This window comes from Paenibacillus foliorum, from assembly GCF_013141765.1.
Taxonomy (GTDB): domain Bacteria; phylum Bacillota; class Bacilli; order Paenibacillales; family NBRC-103111; genus Paenibacillus_S; species Paenibacillus_S foliorum.
In genome coordinates this window covers 1-15,797 of the sequence record NZ_WHOD01000017.1, presented here as the reverse complement: position 1 = coordinate 15,797, position 15,797 = coordinate 1, and the positions used below count along the sequence as shown (strand labels likewise).

At 43.9% G+C, this 15,797-nt stretch carries 15 protein-coding genes and 3 pseudogenes; 6 read left to right on the top strand and 12 right to left on the bottom strand.

Features of this window, described 5'->3' with window-relative positions; translation table 11 throughout:
- Positions 1–2: 2 nt before the first annotated feature.
- Both GC093_RS05095 and GC093_RS05090 read right to left on the bottom strand, forming a co-directional pair.
- Positions 3–665, bottom strand: coding sequence for an RraA family protein (locus GC093_RS05095; protein WP_171650788.1), 663 nt, complete (start codon positions 663–665; stop codon positions 3–5).
- 247 nt (positions 666–912) lie between these two features.
- Complete coding sequence (locus GC093_RS05090) at positions 913–1,761, bottom strand: MurR/RpiR family transcriptional regulator (RefSeq protein WP_171650787.1); 849 nt, start codon at positions 1,759–1,761, stop codon at positions 913–915.
- Between the two features lie 203 nt (positions 1,762–1,964).
- On the opposite strand from GC093_RS05090, the gene GC093_RS05085 reads away from it, so the two are divergent.
- On the top strand, positions 1,965–2,771 hold the full coding sequence (locus GC093_RS05085) for a protein-glutamine gamma-glutamyltransferase (RefSeq protein WP_171650786.1): 807 nt from the start codon (positions 1,965–1,967) through the stop codon (positions 2,769–2,771).
- Between the two features lie 105 nt (positions 2,772–2,876).
- Here the strand turns inward: GC093_RS05085 and GC093_RS05080 are convergent, their stop codons facing one another.
- The 3 genes and pseudogenes from GC093_RS05080 to GC093_RS36820 form a co-directional block, all read right to left on the bottom strand.
- Entirely contained in the window at positions 2,877–3,320 is a 444-nt protein-coding gene (locus GC093_RS05080; protein WP_171650785.1) for a hypothetical protein, read from the bottom strand.
- Positions 3,321–3,474: 154 nt separating this feature from the next.
- Positions 3,475–3,779: pseudogene (locus GC093_RS05075) on the bottom strand (glycoside hydrolase family 65); the annotation flags it as partial.
- 257 nt (positions 3,780–4,036) lie between these two features.
- Positions 4,037–4,189: pseudogene (locus GC093_RS36820) on the bottom strand (PspA/IM30 family protein); the annotation flags it as partial.
- Positions 4,190–4,380: 191 nt separating this feature from the next.
- Between GC093_RS36820 and GC093_RS05070 the strand changes: the two are divergent.
- On the top strand, positions 4,381–4,677 hold the full coding sequence (locus tag GC093_RS05070) for a hypothetical protein (RefSeq protein WP_171650784.1): 297 nt from the start codon (positions 4,381–4,383) through the stop codon (positions 4,675–4,677).
- A gap of 52 nt (positions 4,678–4,729) precedes the next feature.
- Here GC093_RS05070 and GC093_RS05065 read toward each other — a convergent pair whose 3' ends face one another.
- Both GC093_RS05065 and GC093_RS05060 read right to left on the bottom strand, forming a co-directional pair.
- On the bottom strand, positions 4,730–4,903 hold the full coding sequence (locus tag GC093_RS05065; protein ID WP_171650783.1) for a hypothetical protein: 174 nt from the start codon (positions 4,901–4,903) through the stop codon (positions 4,730–4,732).
- Positions 4,904–4,989: 86 nt separating this feature from the next.
- The gene (locus tag GC093_RS05060; RefSeq protein ID WP_171650782.1) at positions 4,990–5,331 is read right to left on the bottom strand and encodes a winged helix-turn-helix transcriptional regulator; all 342 of its coding nucleotides are present in this window, start codon (positions 5,329–5,331) and stop codon (positions 4,990–4,992) included.
- A 217-nt stretch (positions 5,332–5,548) separates the two neighbouring features.
- On the opposite strand from GC093_RS05060, the gene GC093_RS05055 reads away from it, so the two are divergent.
- Together GC093_RS05055 and GC093_RS05050 are read left to right on the top strand one after the other, a co-directional pair.
- On the top strand, positions 5,549–6,433 hold the full coding sequence (locus GC093_RS05055) for an alpha/beta fold hydrolase (protein ID WP_246313552.1): 885 nt from the start codon (positions 5,549–5,551) through the stop codon (positions 6,431–6,433).
- A gap of 118 nt (positions 6,434–6,551) precedes the next feature.
- Positions 6,552–7,061 carry a dihydrofolate reductase family protein gene (locus tag GC093_RS05050; protein WP_171650781.1) on the top strand — a complete coding sequence of 170 codons (510 nt, stop codon included), beginning with the start codon at positions 6,552–6,554 and terminating at the stop codon, positions 7,059–7,061.
- A gap of 94 nt (positions 7,062–7,155) precedes the next feature.
- Here the strand turns inward: GC093_RS05050 and GC093_RS05045 are convergent, their stop codons facing one another.
- The 4 genes from GC093_RS05045 to GC093_RS05030 all read right to left on the bottom strand — a co-directional run bounded on the left by GC093_RS05045 (position 7,156) and on the right by GC093_RS05030 (position 12,610).
- Entirely contained in the window at positions 7,156–7,854 is a 699-nt protein-coding gene (locus GC093_RS05045; RefSeq protein WP_171650780.1) for an aspartate/glutamate racemase family protein, read from the bottom strand.
- Positions 7,855–8,158: 304 nt separating this feature from the next.
- Positions 8,159–9,730, bottom strand: coding sequence for a phosphoenolpyruvate carboxykinase (ATP) (pckA, locus tag GC093_RS05040; protein ID WP_246313545.1), 1,572 nt, complete (start codon positions 9,728–9,730; stop codon positions 8,159–8,161).
- Between the two features lie 165 nt (positions 9,731–9,895).
- The gene (aspA, locus tag GC093_RS05035) at positions 9,896–11,320 is read right to left on the bottom strand and encodes an aspartate ammonia-lyase (RefSeq protein WP_171650779.1); all 1,425 of its coding nucleotides are present in this window, start codon (positions 11,318–11,320) and stop codon (positions 9,896–9,898) included.
- Between the two features lie 24 nt (positions 11,321–11,344).
- Complete coding sequence (locus GC093_RS05030) at positions 11,345–12,610, bottom strand: cation:dicarboxylate symporter family transporter (protein ID WP_281365157.1); 1,266 nt, start codon at positions 12,608–12,610, stop codon at positions 11,345–11,347.
- Between the two features lie 265 nt (positions 12,611–12,875).
- Between GC093_RS05030 and GC093_RS05025 the strand changes: the two genes are divergently transcribed.
- Positions 12,876–14,147: a sensor histidine kinase gene (locus GC093_RS05025; RefSeq protein WP_246313531.1), complete on the top strand. Its 1,272-nt coding sequence runs from the start codon at positions 12,876–12,878 to the stop codon at positions 14,145–14,147.
- Between the two features lie 4 nt (positions 14,148–14,151).
- On the top strand, positions 14,152–15,075 hold the full coding sequence (locus tag GC093_RS05020; protein ID WP_171650777.1) for a response regulator: 924 nt from the start codon (positions 14,152–14,154) through the stop codon (positions 15,073–15,075).
- A 515-nt stretch (positions 15,076–15,590) separates the two neighbouring features.
- On the opposite strand, the pseudogene GC093_RS05015 reads toward GC093_RS05020, so the two are convergent.
- Positions 15,591–15,797, bottom strand: a pseudogene (locus GC093_RS05015) (hypothetical protein); the annotation flags it as partial.

The following is a 15,797-nucleotide window of genomic DNA, read 5'->3' as shown; positions in this document are numbered from 1 at the left end:
TCCTACAATCCGTAAGGCTCCATTGCTGCTTTTAGCCAGATGGGCTCGATTTCTCCCCTTCTAATGGCCTGCTTGCGTTTTTCCTCTTCTTCACCTTTTTTTTCGGCCAGAGCAAGTACTTCTTCTACAATATTTCTTGGGACGATAACGACACCATCATCATCACCCACCACCAAATCTCCAGGCTGTACAGAAACGCCTCCGCAAGCTATTGATGTATTCAGCCTACCTGGACCATCTTTGTGGGGACCATTAGGATTAAAGCCTTTGCAAAAAATCGGTAAGTTTAATTCACATAGAGTTTCCTTATCACGTGCAGCTCCATCAACGACGATACCTTCAAGTCCTAATGTTTGGGCAGCTTCTGCCATTAACTCGCCAAGGTAAGCGTTTGCAGTATGCCCCTTGCCATCTGCAACCAAAACATAACCCTTTTGACCGATATTAATCGCTTTGTGTAGAAAAAGGTTATCCCCCGGTCTCAAATCTACTGTCATAGCCGTTCCGAAAACCTTCATCCCGGATGCAACAGGCTTTATAGAATGGTCCATTGCACCGGTGCGACCCATTACATCACAAAAAAGAGAGGCGCTCAGACGTCTTGCTCTACTGATGATATCTTCCGACAATAATTGCGGTTGATCTCCCGAATGGAATTTTTTCATATTATTATGACACCTCTTTTATAATATAAGTAGTAAATATAACAACAATTATAGTTTTATGTAATATTTATTACTTTCAAAATTTATAGTAACATTGATCTTTTTTTATGTAAACCCTTTTTTAAAAACTAGAATAAGTCTGTTATTAACAAGCCCTCAGTCGATCTTAACGACAAAAAAGGTATCAAGAAAAGATTCGAATTAATTGCAATTCGACTCACTTTCCTAACACCTTTTTCCGAACTAATTAAGATAAATGATAATTCGATTCCTTGAGAATGGAGTCAAGCTTATCAAGACGGTGCTTTGTTTTCTCAGAGTAGTTAATTGCTACAGCACTGATGATATAATCAGCCACAAACATGGGTGCAGTAATTGAATTATGAAATGCCACACTACTGACGTTACATGGCAAAATGACATCCGAATATTTCGCTAAAGGAGAAGAATAACTATCGGTAATAGATATAATTTGTGCGTTATTTTCTCTGGCAGCTTTAACAAAGTCAAACACTTTTCTGGCATACCTAGGGAAACTCGTCGCAATAATCAAATCGGATGAATTGAAGCTGGAGACTCTCTCTGTCCATTCAAAATGATCTGCATGCACTAAATCACAGTTGCCGAGCAGACGGTTAAGACCATAAGTCAAACATTGTGCTACAGGGAGCCCGCTTCTTACACCAGTGCAATAAATTCGATTTGCTGAAACAATCATTTCCAACGTTTTCTGTAGAGATTCCGCAGAAACCATGTCCACAGCTGCCTGAATGTTATTAATATGATTTTCGGCACATCGAATCCATAGATCACTTCTGTTAGTATCCCTTAAATTTGCGGCTAATCTGGTATTCGGATCCGCTCTATTCCGTAAAATTTCCTGAAGACCTTTTTGAAATTCTGTATACCCGGAATAACCCAAACTGAATGTTAACCTCATTATAGTAGTGGTGCTTGTTCTAACTAACCCTGCTAACTGGTCAACCGTTAAAAAAGCCACATCTACAGGGTTCTTTATTATGTAATCTGCAACCTTACGTTGGGTATTAGTTAATTCTGATATTTTATTTTTAAGTTGTATTATTGGATTATCCATTATTCGGCTCCAGTTAATATTTTTCTTTTAAGTAATTTTTATTACATTTCACTATTTGCATTGTAACATTTTTATTTTTGAAATAAAAGAAAATATTTAGATATTGCCCCCACTTAGTCCTTCACGCTTCATTTAGCACGTATTTAAGGTAACCTCCATAAAATAGTAAACAGACTTAATTTATTTGAGATGAGGAAAATCCTATGATCATTATTGCGGGCAAACCCGAATTCGTCTTTGACGATAGTACGCTGTCCGAGCTGGAACGAAGCATTTACCAGAAAAAGAAAAGCAGCACTTTCGAATATCGGTATGATTCCGTAGAGGTTCTCTTATTTGAACTGCGAGTGCGAACCCAAATTGTAGAATCCGCAAGACTCCTTAGTAAAAGCGGTGTTCGGTTTGCCGACTTTAAACATTCCAAGTGCAATGAGGCATTTTGGGATCGTAATGACAAAGGGGGATTTGAACTGAAGAAGGGGGTTGCCCCTCATGATGGGATTAAGGATATTTTCAACAATGGACGCTTGTACGCATTTGAATGCGCAACGGCTGTGGTACTAGTACTATATAAAGCCATATTGGAATCCATCGGTCCCAAGCAATTCGACGTCTTGTTTTCAGATCTTTTGTTATACGATTGGCATTATAGCAGCAACTTACATCTGAAAGAAAGGACTCATCCAGAGGATGCTGTTGCCGGGGATCTGCTCTATTTTAATAATCCCGACTTTGATCCTGCAACTCCCTGGTGGAGGGGGGAAAATGTCGTTAAGCTGGAGAAAGATCTCTATTATGGACATGGTATTGGAATCAAAACGGCCGAAGAATTCATTGCTAAGCTGAACAGCTTCCGGAAACCCAAAAGTACTCAATCGGCATCCCTTTCAGACAGGTTCGATCAACTTGACTTCTCTTCCTTATGGCAGCTGACCTCCAGCAATCAGGGTAGGTTTATTATAGCCAAAGTAGGGACTATAACTTATGTAAATCACTATCAGCCCAATTAATTGTCGATAGTCAAAGTCCCCCTATTTAATCACCCGCAACAAAAAGAGCCGTACTTTGACGACTCCGTTTGCGACCTTTGAACTGATTCTTGGATGTAATACTTTCTAACCTAATTCGTCAATAATAGAATGGTCTTCCAAGTAACCCAACCTATGTAGTTCCTTAAGTTCTATTAGAATATTATCTGTATCATCCTTAGAGACTTCCAATAAATCGCTCAATGTATTACCTTCGTGTTGTTTTAAATAGAGCAATAACCCTTTCGCAGCCCACGACAATCTGCTATCACCGTAATTTCCTACCATCTCTCGGAACACTCTAAGCGGTATGATTTTCTTCTCAACGAGATTCTGCATCGCTTGGGTAGCCTCTTTAGAACTCATTCTGCCTTTACTGGCTACTTCAGCTACTGTCGGCAGGGAGTTTCCATCATTTATTAAGTTGTTTAAAACAAAACAAACCATTTGCTCATAGACATCTAAACCGGGAACTTTCAAAATTTCTGAGATAGTAAAGGGTTGGGATTGATTTGTGCTTGTAAAGTTCACCTTGAGTCCTCCTTACAAAACGTATTACTTGTATATTCGAGTACAAATTATCTTAAGTGTCCGTCGGTTCTGAAAAAATCAAATTGGCGGTTCGAGCTTACAAAGTAAAAAGCCTGAACGATCCATATTTTTGGTATCGTACAGGCTCTCTAACTTAAAGCATTTTATTGATTCCCTCGCAGCGGACCGTCCATGTCCTATCCTGTGGAAACCCGGGAGCAGCCGTCTCGGGACCTCCAGCCAGCCACCGGCCATCATGGCAACGGCAGTCAATAGGCCGCCGTTGCCGGGCAAATAGATCGGCAGCCTGCTGGTCTGGAAATTATGGCCGTTCGGCAAATAGGTATTCTTCGTCCGATCAGTCAGGAGAAGGTCGACGGCAAGATTTCCTTCCCCAAGTCTTGCAGCTGTCATCGCCATCATCGGATAGTCCCAGCCCCATGTATCCTCCCAATGCCAGACACGTATGATACCAGTATAGTTTATCAATCACGAAATGATGAACCATTGAACTAATCTGCCCGTTAACGCAGTAAATCTGCCGATTCATGCCGGCAGCTTCGTTCTTCTGATTGCTTCTTGAACTATCGTTTTCTGTCCCTCAACCAAATTCCAGTAACGTCTATCAACGTTTTTGTTATCTTCTATATACTCTGATTCAAATCGACCATTTTTTACCATTGTCCTTTCTGATGCAATATTCCCTTTATCACAGACTCATTCTCCAGGAACTTTCTGGCCTCCTCATCATTGCTGGCCTGCACTGCCTTCTCGGCATAATTCTGCAGCTATTTGATCTCTGCTCTGCATTCATCTAATGCTTTTTTTGCCCTGCTCTCCAACACTATTATTGAAGCCGGTTCTGCTTTATGTACTCAAAAAGGAGTCTGACACTGTACATCAGTGTGCAAAGCTCCTTTTCGTTTTTGTGGATTTGCAGTATAGAGATAATGCGCCCTACTACGCTTTAAACCCTCTGACCTTGTAACAAATTTCATAGACTAAGCCACATTTGTAAATATATAATAGCTATAAATTGATTCATATGAGGGAGTTCGAGATGAAAAAAGAAATCATTGTCCATTTTAAGGTTATTAGTAAGCAAGGAACAAGGTTATCCAAGGGACTTATTTATTTAGAGGAAAATCAAAAGCCCACCTTGCAAGATTTTGAGCAATGCCTCAAAGATTGCGGTCACGATGTGCGAATTGAAAATAAAGAACAGTTCATTTTTAGAGCATACAAGCCTGAAGGAGAGTATCTCATCGATGTTCTGGAAGATTATGAGGGACATACCAGAGACCCTCATGCCGAAAGCTTGGCGAAGAGCTTCATGAGAAATTACACCAGCTTATAGTTAGCAGATGAGACACCTGGTATGTAATGCAAAAAGGAGCCTGCCACCATCTTCAGTGGCAAAGCTCCTTTTTGTTTTTGTGGATTTGCAATATGGAGACGAGCCGCGGTGTGGTAAATCCACAATTCGCCGCCGCGTAATGCTCAGGTTGTTCGGGGAAGTAGCATAGGTCTTCAACTAGCCTGGCTGCTCTCTCATCGAAACAATGACCCATCCTGCTAGCCATGAGGCTAACTCCTATTCAACTCGTGACCGGTTGGCTTTCGTGTCAATCATTAGTCTGCGCTCCCATGTTTCCATATATATTCACGTCTATGCCATATCTTCCGCCCCACGTTCGGCACTTAAGCCATTTTCCTGAACCCATGCCCACATAGCCGCAAAAATAGGCTGCAGATTCCACCCGCGCTCAGTTAGCTCATATTCGACATGCAGCGGCACACCGGGGTACTGTGTGCGCGTAATAATCCCCTTCTCCTCAAGCACCCGCAGTCGATCTGTTAACGTCTTCGGGCTAATAGGGTATAGCCTTCGCCGCAGCTCTCCAAATCGCTTGGTTCCGACAAACAACTCTAACAGAAGAGGAAGGGTCCACTTACCGTCTAAGACTTCCAGCAAAGGATCAATGGCTTCGATACAAGAGCGATCCAACATTGACGTTTCCTCCATAGTTCATTTTATGAAACTATTGCACTATATTGTAACTACTTTTCAAATATATCACAGTGTTGTAGTCTAATTGAAGAGCCGGAACACAAAATTCCACTTCATATCGATATCAATCCCTGAGTGGTGCGCGCAGCCGGGGGGCCAATCAAATTAACAGGGCATTGAACCACTGAAATAGTCTGTATATTCAGATAACTATTTCATGCGACTTAAACGCTTGCTTGAAGCAATAGGCAGATTGGAGGCACAAATGCAAAGACCGTTTGATGTAGATGCATCGGAGTATCCGTTCAAGGACCACTGGATGCCTTATGGCGATGGTATGATTCATTACGTTGACGAGGGGCAGGGGCCTGTCATTCTTCTCCTACACGGAAACCCCACCTGGTCTTATCTTTACCGGAACGTCATCAAGGATTTGAGCGGTGAATGCCGTCTGATTGCATTGGATTACCCGGGACTCGGAATGTCACAGGCTCCTTCCGATTATGGCTATTCACCTAAGGAGCATTCAGATGCTGTCACCGAATTTATCCGGAGACTGGATCTCAAAGACTTCGTACTAGTAGTCCAAGATTGGGGAGGCCCGATCGGATTCAACTACGCTGTAAGACACCATGAGAACCTGCGCGGAATTGTCGTGATGAATACCTGGGCATGGCCGGCCACGCTCCCAGCGATAAAGCTATTCTCGCTTGCCATGGGCGGATGGCCCTTCGGATATTGGCTACAGACAAGACGAAACTTCTTTGCTAAGAAGATTGTCCCCCATGGGATCTATCATACCGAGAAAATCACGGATATCTTGAGAAAGGCCTATACCGATCCATTCCCAACCCCAAAATCTCGGAAGCCGACATGGATATTCCCAAGACAGATCCGGAAGGCGCGTCCGTGGCTCGCGGAGATCGAGGCGAAACTGCCGATTCTATCCCATTTGCCAGCACAAATTCTATGGGGAATGAAGGATAGCGCGGGCTTTCCACCCGGAGAGATGGCTAAATGGCAGGGTTATTTGAAATTAAACGAAACCGAGTCGTTAGACATGCCTCCCACTACGTGCAGGAAGATCGGCCGGACCGGGTAACCGCATCCATCCGCAGAGTCCTCGAACGGACATCGCTGCAATCAAGAAAGCTTGGCTGAACAATCGCAATTCATAAAATTATTAATCCAATTTCCATCCACTATTAGGAGGCTATCCAATGAAAACAATTCTATGGGCAACACTAACAGGTAATGGCAACTACGCACAATCGAGTCCGAATAACCCCCCAAAAAAGGAAGCGCTCGGTGATTTTGCAGCACATGCTCAGGCAGCTGGTAATATGATTGTCGGAAGACGCACGTTTGAAGGGATGCAGGCGGGCAGCGGCGGTGGTACTTTTGCCGGCATGGATATCGTCGTCGTATCGGCGAGCGTGAAAGATATCCCCGGTGTGACAGTTGTCGGCTCGCCGCGCGAAGCCTTGAGCTACCTGCTGGATAAAGGCTATCAAACAGCCCTCATCTCGGGGGGCGCGGACCTTCATAATGCTTTTCTGGGTCAAGGGCTTGTTGACGAACTCATATTCAATGTCGCGCCGGTACTAGAAGGAAAGGGTCTCAATCTACTGATTGACGCGGAGAAGTACCAATACAAGGAAGTAGAATTGTTGAACTTCAAATCACTCGGAAGCGGCGTCGTACAATTGCACTATGCGATTAGTCATTAAAGGTAATGAGAAATCAACCTTATTATCCCACTGAATCTTCTTTGAGTCTCCCGCCAGATCCCCTTCGGATCAGAATGCAGATTTCTGTTGATTTTTAGTTTTCGGTTAACGCAAAATCCACAGCACTTTCAGCGTGCAGTCTTGTGGTATCATAAACCGGGATATTGCAATCATCTTGTTTTATGAGCAGTGTTATTTCAGTACAACCAAAAATAATGGCTTCTGCCCCCTCTTGATGAAGACGATTAATGATCTTTAGATAGGATTTTTTAGATTCTTTGTTGATTATTCCCAGGCAAAGTTCTTGATAGATGATGTCATGTATTACCTTTTGATCGGTTTCATTTGGAACCATAACATTAAGTCCAAACTGTTCATTGAGCCTTCCTTTATAGAAATCTTGCTGCATCGTAAATTCGGTTCCCAATAAAGCGACTTTCTTAATTCTATCCTTGAAAATCTCCTTTGCGGTTGGATCTGCGATATGAAGTAACGGAATTGATACCGATTCTTCTATTTCCTTTGCCATTTTGTGCATTGTATTCGTACATATGACTATAAAATCTGACCCTCCGGATTCCAATTTATGTGCTGCATCCATCATGACTTTAGTGGCTTTATCCCAATCTCCTTGATGCTGATATGTCTTGATTTCTTGGAAATCAACTGAATACATAAGGCACTTGGCTGAATGGTGCTCGCCCAACTTTTCTCTAACTCGTTGATTGATAATTTGGTAATAAAGCAAGGATGATTCCCAACTCATTCCACCGATAAGGCCTATTGTTTTCATATGTTATATCACTCCTTTGTAGGAACCAAAGCCACCTTAAGGTATGACGACAGCTACTACGAGTTTTGTTTTTCACGTGGGGTGAAAGCAATAAAACACCGTTCTCTAATTATAACCAACAGCTGCTTTTTTGCCAGTAACATTACTTGCCCATAACTGCCCGTTTAGCGGAATGAAGGGCTGCCACGCGGCAGCCCTTCAATTGTTCAACTATTGTTTTCCCTTAGTTAATGAAGGTAGTTTAGTTATTGAATAGGTTTAAATGAAACACTGCAAATACCATCATCATCTCTAATCAGTTCCTCTATCGGAATAGGAATTTTGGACCAGCAGTAATAATTTCTTTTTCTATATTGGAAAATTTCTCAAAATTGCGAGTAAACCGTTCAGCCAAATCCAAAGCGGCCTTCTTATACGCATCTTGATCCTGCCATGTATGACGGGGAACAAGAATATTGCTTGGAACACCCTCTACGAAATCGGGACAAAGCACACCAAAGATCGGATCGGCCGTAAATGTCGCTTGCTCGATGCTTCCATTCAAAGCAGCGGTTACCATCGCACGGGTGAAAGTTAAGTTCATCCTCTTTCCCACACCGTAGGGACCGCCGGACCACCCAGTATTAACCAAATACACTTTTACTTGGTGCTTCTCAATTTTATCTCCCAACAGCCTTGCGTACACAGTTGGATGGAGCGGAAGGAAAGGCGCCCCAAAGCAAGTGGAAAATGTCGCCTCCGGTTCCGTTACTCCTCTTTCGGTACCTGCCAACTTCGAAGTATACCCTGACAAAAAGTGATACATCGCCTGTTCCTTCGTCAGCTTCGAAATAGGAGGCAGCACGCCGAAAGCATCAGCTGTTAAGAAAATGATGACGTTCGGATGACCCGCCTTCCCTGGGATGACTGCACCAGGAATTACATCGATTGGATAAGCGGCTCGCGTATTTTCTGTCGTCCGAGTATCGTTATAATCCGCTCTGCCTGTCTCTGGATCCAGAACGACATTTTCTAAAACCGAACCATAACGAATAGCCTGCCAAATTTGAGGTTCCTTTTCTTCGGATAGATTGGCACACTTGGCATAACATCCGCCTTCAAAGTTATAGACCCCTTGATCGGTCCAACCATGTTCATCGTCCCCAATCAAGCGACGGTTTGTATCAGCGGAAAGGGTCGTTTTTCCTGTTCCGGATAATCCGAAGAATAAAGCAACATCGTCTTTCTCGCCCACATTAGCTGAACAATGCATCGGAAAAACGTCCCGGAATGGGAGCAAATAATTCAGAACGCTAAAAATCGATTTTTTCATCTCTCCTGCATACTCGGTCCCTCCGATGAGAACCAATTTCCTTTCAAAGGAAAGGCAGATAAACGTTTCAGACCGTGTACCGTCCACTTCCGGATCAGCTTTTAAGCCCGGCAGCGCGATCACGGTGAACTCCGCACTATGGGTTTGCAATTCTTCCTGTGTCGGACGAACAAAAAGCTGCCGAACAAATAAATTATGCCACGCATATTCATTCACTATGCGAATGGGTAACCGATACTCCGAATCCGCCCCGGCATAGCCGTCGAATACAAACAAATCCTTATCCGACATATAGTCTTGCGCTTTTTGGTAGAGCCGTTCGAACTGAAGCTCTGAGATAGGCTGATTCACAGCCCCCCAATCTATGTGATCCATTACGGGAGGTTCTTGGACAATGAACTTATCTCTTGGGGAACGTCCGGTATATTTCCCTGTGTTTACTTGTAAGGCTCCTGAGGAAGCAAGAACCCCTTCCTTCCGTTCTAATGCAATTTCGACCAGCTGGGATACGGGCAAATTATTACTTACCCTACCTATTTTCAAATGCTGCAACTTGGCTTCCATACTCATCAATTCCCTTCGTTGTGTTATCCAAACATTGCTGCTCTTTGCAATCCGAGTCATAAGTAGTCACGCCTAATCTACGCTAAGAGAGGTACTTGCGTTCAACAATCCGGCCAGAAGGACGACAGCCCCTCCGTGCCGGTCGTCGTAAAACAATGTTCCTCTTTAGTGTTTGCCCAATAGCTCCGCTCCTGCGATACCTGGGTTCGTCATTTCATATGGGTCGAGAATAATTTGGAGTTCCTCTTCCGTTAAAACATTATATAAAAGGCATAGCTCCCGAACTGGACGCCCCGTTAGAATCGCTTCACGCGCAATCCTTGCTACTACTTCATAGCCTAGATGCGGGTTGAGCGCGGTAATGACCCCAACACTTTTCTCCACATACTCTTTGCAGCGCTCTACGTTTGCTTCGATTTCTTCCAAACAATGTACGCGGAAAACTTTGAAGACTTGATTCATCATACTGAGCGATTGAAGCAAATTGAACACGAGCACAGGCTCCATCACATTAAGCTCGAGCTGCCCCGCTTCGGAGGCAAGACAAATCGTATGGTCATTCCCGATGACCTGGAACGCTACCTGATTGACGACCTCAGCCATGACCGGATTGACCTTGCCTGGCATAATAGACGAACCGGGCTGCCGTGCAGGCAGATTCAGCTCCCCGAGCCCAGCACGCGGTCCGGAGGCGAGCAATCGTAAGTCGTTGGCAATCTTAGACATGTTGATCATGCAAACTTTCAATGCGGCTGACACTTCGGTATAGGCATCTGTATTTTGAGTTGCGTCCACCAGGTGATCAGCATTAGTAAGCGGCAGCCCGCTGAGCTCAGCGAGCAATTCCACAACCCGCTTAATGTAGCGGGGATCGGCATTCAGGCCGGTTCCGACAGCTGTTGCACCCATGTTGACCTCGTACAGATGGCCGCGAGTTTGTTTTATCCGCTTGATATCGCGCTCGAGTACTCTGCTGTAGGCCTCAAATTCCTGCCCGAGTCGGATCGGCACGCCATCCTGAAGATGCGTCCGCCCCATTTTGATAACCCCGTCGAATTGCACGGCTTTTTTACGAAATGCTGTGAGCATCTCCTCCATCGTCACTAGCAGCTTCTCAATTAATGATAGTGTTGCAATATGAATCGCCGTTGGAAAAGCATCGTTGGTTGATTGGGCCATATTCACATGCGAATTGGGACTTACCTGAAAATAATCGCCTTTGATTCCCCCGAGAATCTCGATCGCCCGGTTGGCGATGACCTCATTGGTATTCATATTGATGGACGTACCTGCTCCGCCTTGTATCGGATCAACGATAAATTGATCATGCCATTTACCGGCCATAATTTCCTCTGCCGCTTGCACAACTGCCTGCCCAATCTGCGGATTCAACTGCCCAATTTCCATGTTCGCTGCAGCAGCCGCATGTTTAACGGTTGCCATCGCACGTATCAGTTCTTCGTGAATACGGTAGCCGGTAATTGGGAAATTTTCTACTGCACGCAGTGTTTGAATGCCATAATAGGCGTCGGATGGTACTTCCTTTGAGCCAAGAAAATCTTTTTCCACTCTTTGCCCAGCTGTTGTCATGTTTGTTTCCCCCTCGTTATTCTCTTACGCAGCCTGCTTAACGGACTCTAAATATTTCTTTCCTTTGTTCTTATCGTACTGGCCTTCCCATTTTGCCATAACCACCGCGGCCATAGAATTGCCGATGACATTGACTACTGTCCGAGCCATATCCAGAATACGATCAATACCTGCGATAAAAGCTAGACCCTCAAGCGGAATCCCGACAGATCCGAGTGTCGCAAGCAGGACGACAAACGAAGCGCCTGGCACGCCAGCAATTCCCTTTGAAGTAAGCATCAAGACAAGCACTAACATGATTTGAGAGCTAATCGACATATGGATCCCATACATTTGTGCAATAAATAATGCGGCTATCGCTTGATATAACGTGGACCCGTCCAAATTAAACGAATATCCCGTAGGGATGACAAATGACGTGATTGCCTTCGGTACGCCGAAATTCTCCATTTTTTCCATCATCTTTGGAAGTGCCGTTTCGGAGCTTGCTGTAGAGTAAGCCAGAATGAGTTCATCTTTTAATATGCGAACAATTGCCATAAGGCTGGTACCGCAAAACTTGGCAATCAAACCAAGCACGATAACTACAAACAGGAACATGCCTATATACACGGCAAGCACCAACTTCCCCAAAGGAATCAAAGAGCCGACACCGAATTTGGATACGGTTACACCAATCAATCCGAATACACCGATCGGCGCAAATTTCATAATTTGGTTCGTCACCCAGAACATCGATTCGGCAACGCCCTGGAAAAAAGATAAAACCGGCTTTCCTTTATCGCCAATCGCGGCAACGCCCAAACCAAACAATACAGAGAAGAAAATGATGGCCAGCATGTCACCTGCTACTAATGACTCAAAAATGTTCTTCGGAACGATATTGACAAATGTGTCGGCAAAGCTGTGACTGGTCACATTTTTCGTCGCTTCGACATATTTCGTAATATCTGACTTAGCTAGTCCAGCCATATTGATTCCTGCTCCAGGCTGAAAGATATTAGCTATGACCAAGCCGAAAATAATAGCAATCGTCGTCACGATTTCAAAATAAAGAAGAGTTTTCCCTCCGAGTCTTCCAAGCTTTTTAATATCTCCTACTCCCGCTACTCCGACAATAAGAGAGGAAACGACTATGGGAACGACAATCATTTTAATCAAACGAATGAAAATGTCTCCCGCGGGTTTCAAATAGCTTTCGATGGTTGGGTTACCATAAAAAATGGCCCCGACAATAACCCCTAATAGTAGTCCAAACAAGATTTGAAAAGCCAAACCAAATTTTTTCATAATCATTCCCCTTTTTTATGAATATAAAACGCTTTCTTTTATACATAAATTTATAATGTCTTGAATGAGTTTATTGTACGGGGAATCTACAGCAATCTATATGAATCTACATGTTGAGCAAAAATTATTTGGTCCATCCTTTGTCGAATTATTCATCTCGTTTTTGGAATAATGAAGAAGAAGGAGTATCTATGACCATGGAGGAATAGTATAAATGATGTCGAAAGCCTGTTAAGTTGTTAAGAAAGGAGGCTGGAAAACCGCTTTGAAAGAAAAATGGCTTCTTTTAACACTAATGGTCATTTCGGTTCCGATCGCGGGCGAATTTCATTTTTACCCGTTTCAAACTGATTTTCGTGTGAGTTTGGGCACCCCTGCTTTTTTTCTATTCCTACTCTGGCTCCGTTCTCCCTCACCGCTTATCTCCGGATTACTTGTCGGCAGCTCGGTTACGATCTTTCGCATGGGTCTTGACTTGAGACTCGAACCCCATTGGAACTGGGGAGTTGCTTTTCAGCATCATTATCCGGTATTCTTTTACTATTTGACCTATGCGATTGCCTTCGCGTTACTTCGAATGAACCGTCGCCATAACCAACCAATTCTGGTTGGAGCACTTGGTGTGGTGTGTGAAATCGCCGCGACGTTGGTAGAGCTATTGCTGCGTTATTCGATAACAGAGCAAACGACCACTTTCGCAACCTGGAATCAGATTGTTCTCATTGCTTTTTTTCGGAGTTTTTTCGTTCTTGGTTTTTTCAATTTGGTCAAATTGAGGCAGTCGAAAGCGGCAGAAGAGCAGAAGCGTAAAGAAAACGAGAAGATGCTCATGCTTATTTCTGAGCTTTATGAGGAAACCATTCAATTGAAGAAAACGCTGCACAACGCAGAAAATATCGCCCGTGACAGCTACGAGCTGTATCAGTCGTTAAATGATGAACCGTATGTTTTTCATAAAGATCTAGCACAAAAAGCTCTCCGGATCGCCGGTGAGGTTCATGAGATCAAAAAGGACAATCAACGGATATATGCGGGTCTATCCAGCCTAATTTCGCACGAAAGCGATTATATGCCGGTCGAAGAATTGGCCGATATCGTTCTGCGCTCCAATCAGAAATATGCCCAGTCTCTTGGTAAAAAGATCGAATTCACTCTGCAAACCGAAGGGATCTTTCCTTTATGTCATGTGTATACAGCTTTGTCTTTATTCAATAACTTAGTTGCCAATGCCGTAGAATCGTTTGAGGAACAGGGTATTATCCGAATAAGGGTTAAACGGGAAAAAGATGTTATAGTATTCAGTGTCGCCGATAATGGCCCAGGTATTGCACCTAAGTATCGAGAGAAAATCTTCATACCCGGCTATACGACCAAATTCGATAAAGCTGGCAATCCGTCAACGGGAATCGGTTTGGTTTATGTGAATCAGGAAACAGAGCGTTTGCTCGGAAACGTCCAAGTTCAAGACAACCCCGAAGGCGCAGGTACTGTTTTCACCATCACATTGCCGATTGGCCAAATAGGAAAGGAAGAGTAGCGCGATGCGTTTTTTTATTATCGATGACGATCCGGCTATCCGTTCCATGCTGGAACAAATTATCGAGGATGAGGATTTAGGAAGTGTGGTAGGCGAAGCTCCTGACGGGGCGCATGTTGATATCACTTTGCTCGAACTCAAGCAAGTAGACATCATGCTTATCGATTTGCTAATGCCCGTTCGTGACGGCATAGAGACCGTTCGTAAACTATCCGGGAGCTTTGAAGGGAAAATCATTATGATTTCTCAAGTGGAGTCGAAGGAAATGATAGTCAAGGCGTATGCCTGCGGAATTGAATATTACATCACCAAACCCATAAACCGTTTGGAAGTTATTTCCGTTATTAGAAAGGTTTCTGAATTGCTGCTCATCCACCAATCCTTTCGAAATATTCAAAAATCTCTCCGTGCTGTCGGCTTCAGCGGCGAATTAACGGAGAAGGAGCCTTCTACAATTGAAAAAAATATCATTACATGCGGAAACTATATGTTATCAGATCTCGGACTGATTGGGGAAGCCGGCAGCAAAGACTTATTGGAGATGCTCGATTATTTATACCGTTATGAGGCCGATCACTCACAGGAGCAGGGCTTTCCGCAGCTTCATGAAATATACCATCAAATTGCCTTGAAAAAATTAGGCCCCTCCGCTTCGACTATCAACTTGAAAAAAGAGATCAAAGCGGCCGAACAACGGGTGCGGCGAGCAGTGAATCAAGCGCTAACCCACTTGTCATCCCTTGGATTGATCGATTATTCGAATCCGAAGTTCGAGCAGTACTCTACAAAGTTTTTTGACCTGAGTGATATCCGCAAAAAAATGAAAGCACTAGAAAGTGATGAAACTTCTGCTCTCAGCTTAATCCGGCAAAATACAAAAAAGTTTATTCAGGTCCTTTATTTAGAATCAAGAAAGTTAATGAACTGATGAAATTGGACGCCATAGGGTCTCTTTGCAAGATGTAGGGAGCATAAATGTAGCTGAATGAACGTAGCGACGCGCGCTTTCTTACCATGGCAAATTCCCTCCCCTGGGTTCTACAAACTGACCCCTATTATGAAGATCGGCTGACAAAAAAGAAAATATAAATGAAATAGCCTCGAAAACGCTCGACCAGTTGATCCAAGTGCTACAACAGATGAAGCAAGACAATGGAGAGAAGCGATAAAGAAAATTAGAAAAAAATTCCAGAAACGCTGCTCGTGGCAGCACTTCTGGAATTTAACTATAGTATCCCGTTAGAGTTTAACAAACCCTTAACTATGTGACTTTTCCCTTCTGTTAAACGTTGCAGCTGGATAATAAAATCATCAACTTGGTTCAACTCTATGAGGCGCCATGGGATCCGTTACGGTACTACGGCCCTAGTCTCATCTAAGGCCTGACTGCCGCGATTCATTTACAATAGGAAGGTTTCCTTCCCTACGATCTTCAAGATGCCATTATTGCTGTGGGATCAAGCTAAAACCAGCTACTATGCCAGGCGTTGAGCGACCACTATTGCCGCCGTCGCCAAGCATGCCGTTGTTGCCATCGCCCCATGTCCATACCGTACCATCCGCCTTTAGGGCGATCGTCGTGTTTCCTCCACCTCCGGTAATCGCTAAAACATCAGTGAGTCCGTTGATGACCGCAGGAGCATTTGTATT

Excerpts from the sequence above, each read along its gene's own strand:
- GC093_RS05095 (WP_171650788.1), bottom strand. The coding sequence starts at position 665 with ATGAAAAAATTCCATTCGGGAGATCAACCGCAATTATTGTCGGAAGAT.
- GC093_RS05090 (WP_171650787.1), bottom strand. The coding sequence starts at position 1,761 with ATGGATAATCCAATAATACAACTTAAAAATAAAATATCAGAATTAACT.
- GC093_RS05085 (WP_171650786.1), top strand. The coding sequence starts at position 1,965 with ATGATCATTATTGCGGGCAAACCCGAATTCGTCTTTGACGATAGTACG.
- GC093_RS05070 (WP_171650784.1), top strand. The coding sequence starts at position 4,381 with ATGAAAAAAGAAATCATTGTCCATTTTAAGGTTATTAGTAAGCAAGGA.
- GC093_RS05065 (WP_171650783.1), bottom strand. The coding sequence starts at position 4,903 with ATGGCTAGCAGGATGGGTCATTGTTTCGATGAGAGAGCAGCCAGGCTA.
- GC093_RS05060 (WP_171650782.1), bottom strand. The coding sequence starts at position 5,331 with ATGTTGGATCGCTCTTGTATCGAAGCCATTGATCCTTTGCTGGAAGTC.
- GC093_RS05055 (WP_246313552.1), top strand. The coding sequence starts at position 5,549 with ATGCGACTTAAACGCTTGCTTGAAGCAATAGGCAGATTGGAGGCACAA.
- GC093_RS05050 (WP_171650781.1), top strand. The coding sequence starts at position 6,552 with ATGAAAACAATTCTATGGGCAACACTAACAGGTAATGGCAACTACGCA.
- GC093_RS05045 (WP_171650780.1), bottom strand. The coding sequence starts at position 7,854 with ATGAAAACAATAGGCCTTATCGGTGGAATGAGTTGGGAATCATCCTTG.
- pckA (WP_246313545.1), bottom strand. The coding sequence starts at position 9,730 with ATGGAAGCCAAGTTGCAGCATTTGAAAATAGGTAGGGTAAGTAATAAT.
- aspA (WP_171650779.1), bottom strand. The coding sequence starts at position 11,320 with ATGACAACAGCTGGGCAAAGAGTGGAAAAAGATTTTCTTGGCTCAAAG.
- GC093_RS05030 (WP_281365157.1), bottom strand. The coding sequence starts at position 12,610 with ATGAAAAAATTTGGTTTGGCTTTTCAAATCTTGTTTGGACTACTATTA.
- GC093_RS05020 (WP_171650777.1), top strand. The coding sequence starts at position 14,152 with ATGCGTTTTTTTATTATCGATGACGATCCGGCTATCCGTTCCATGCTG.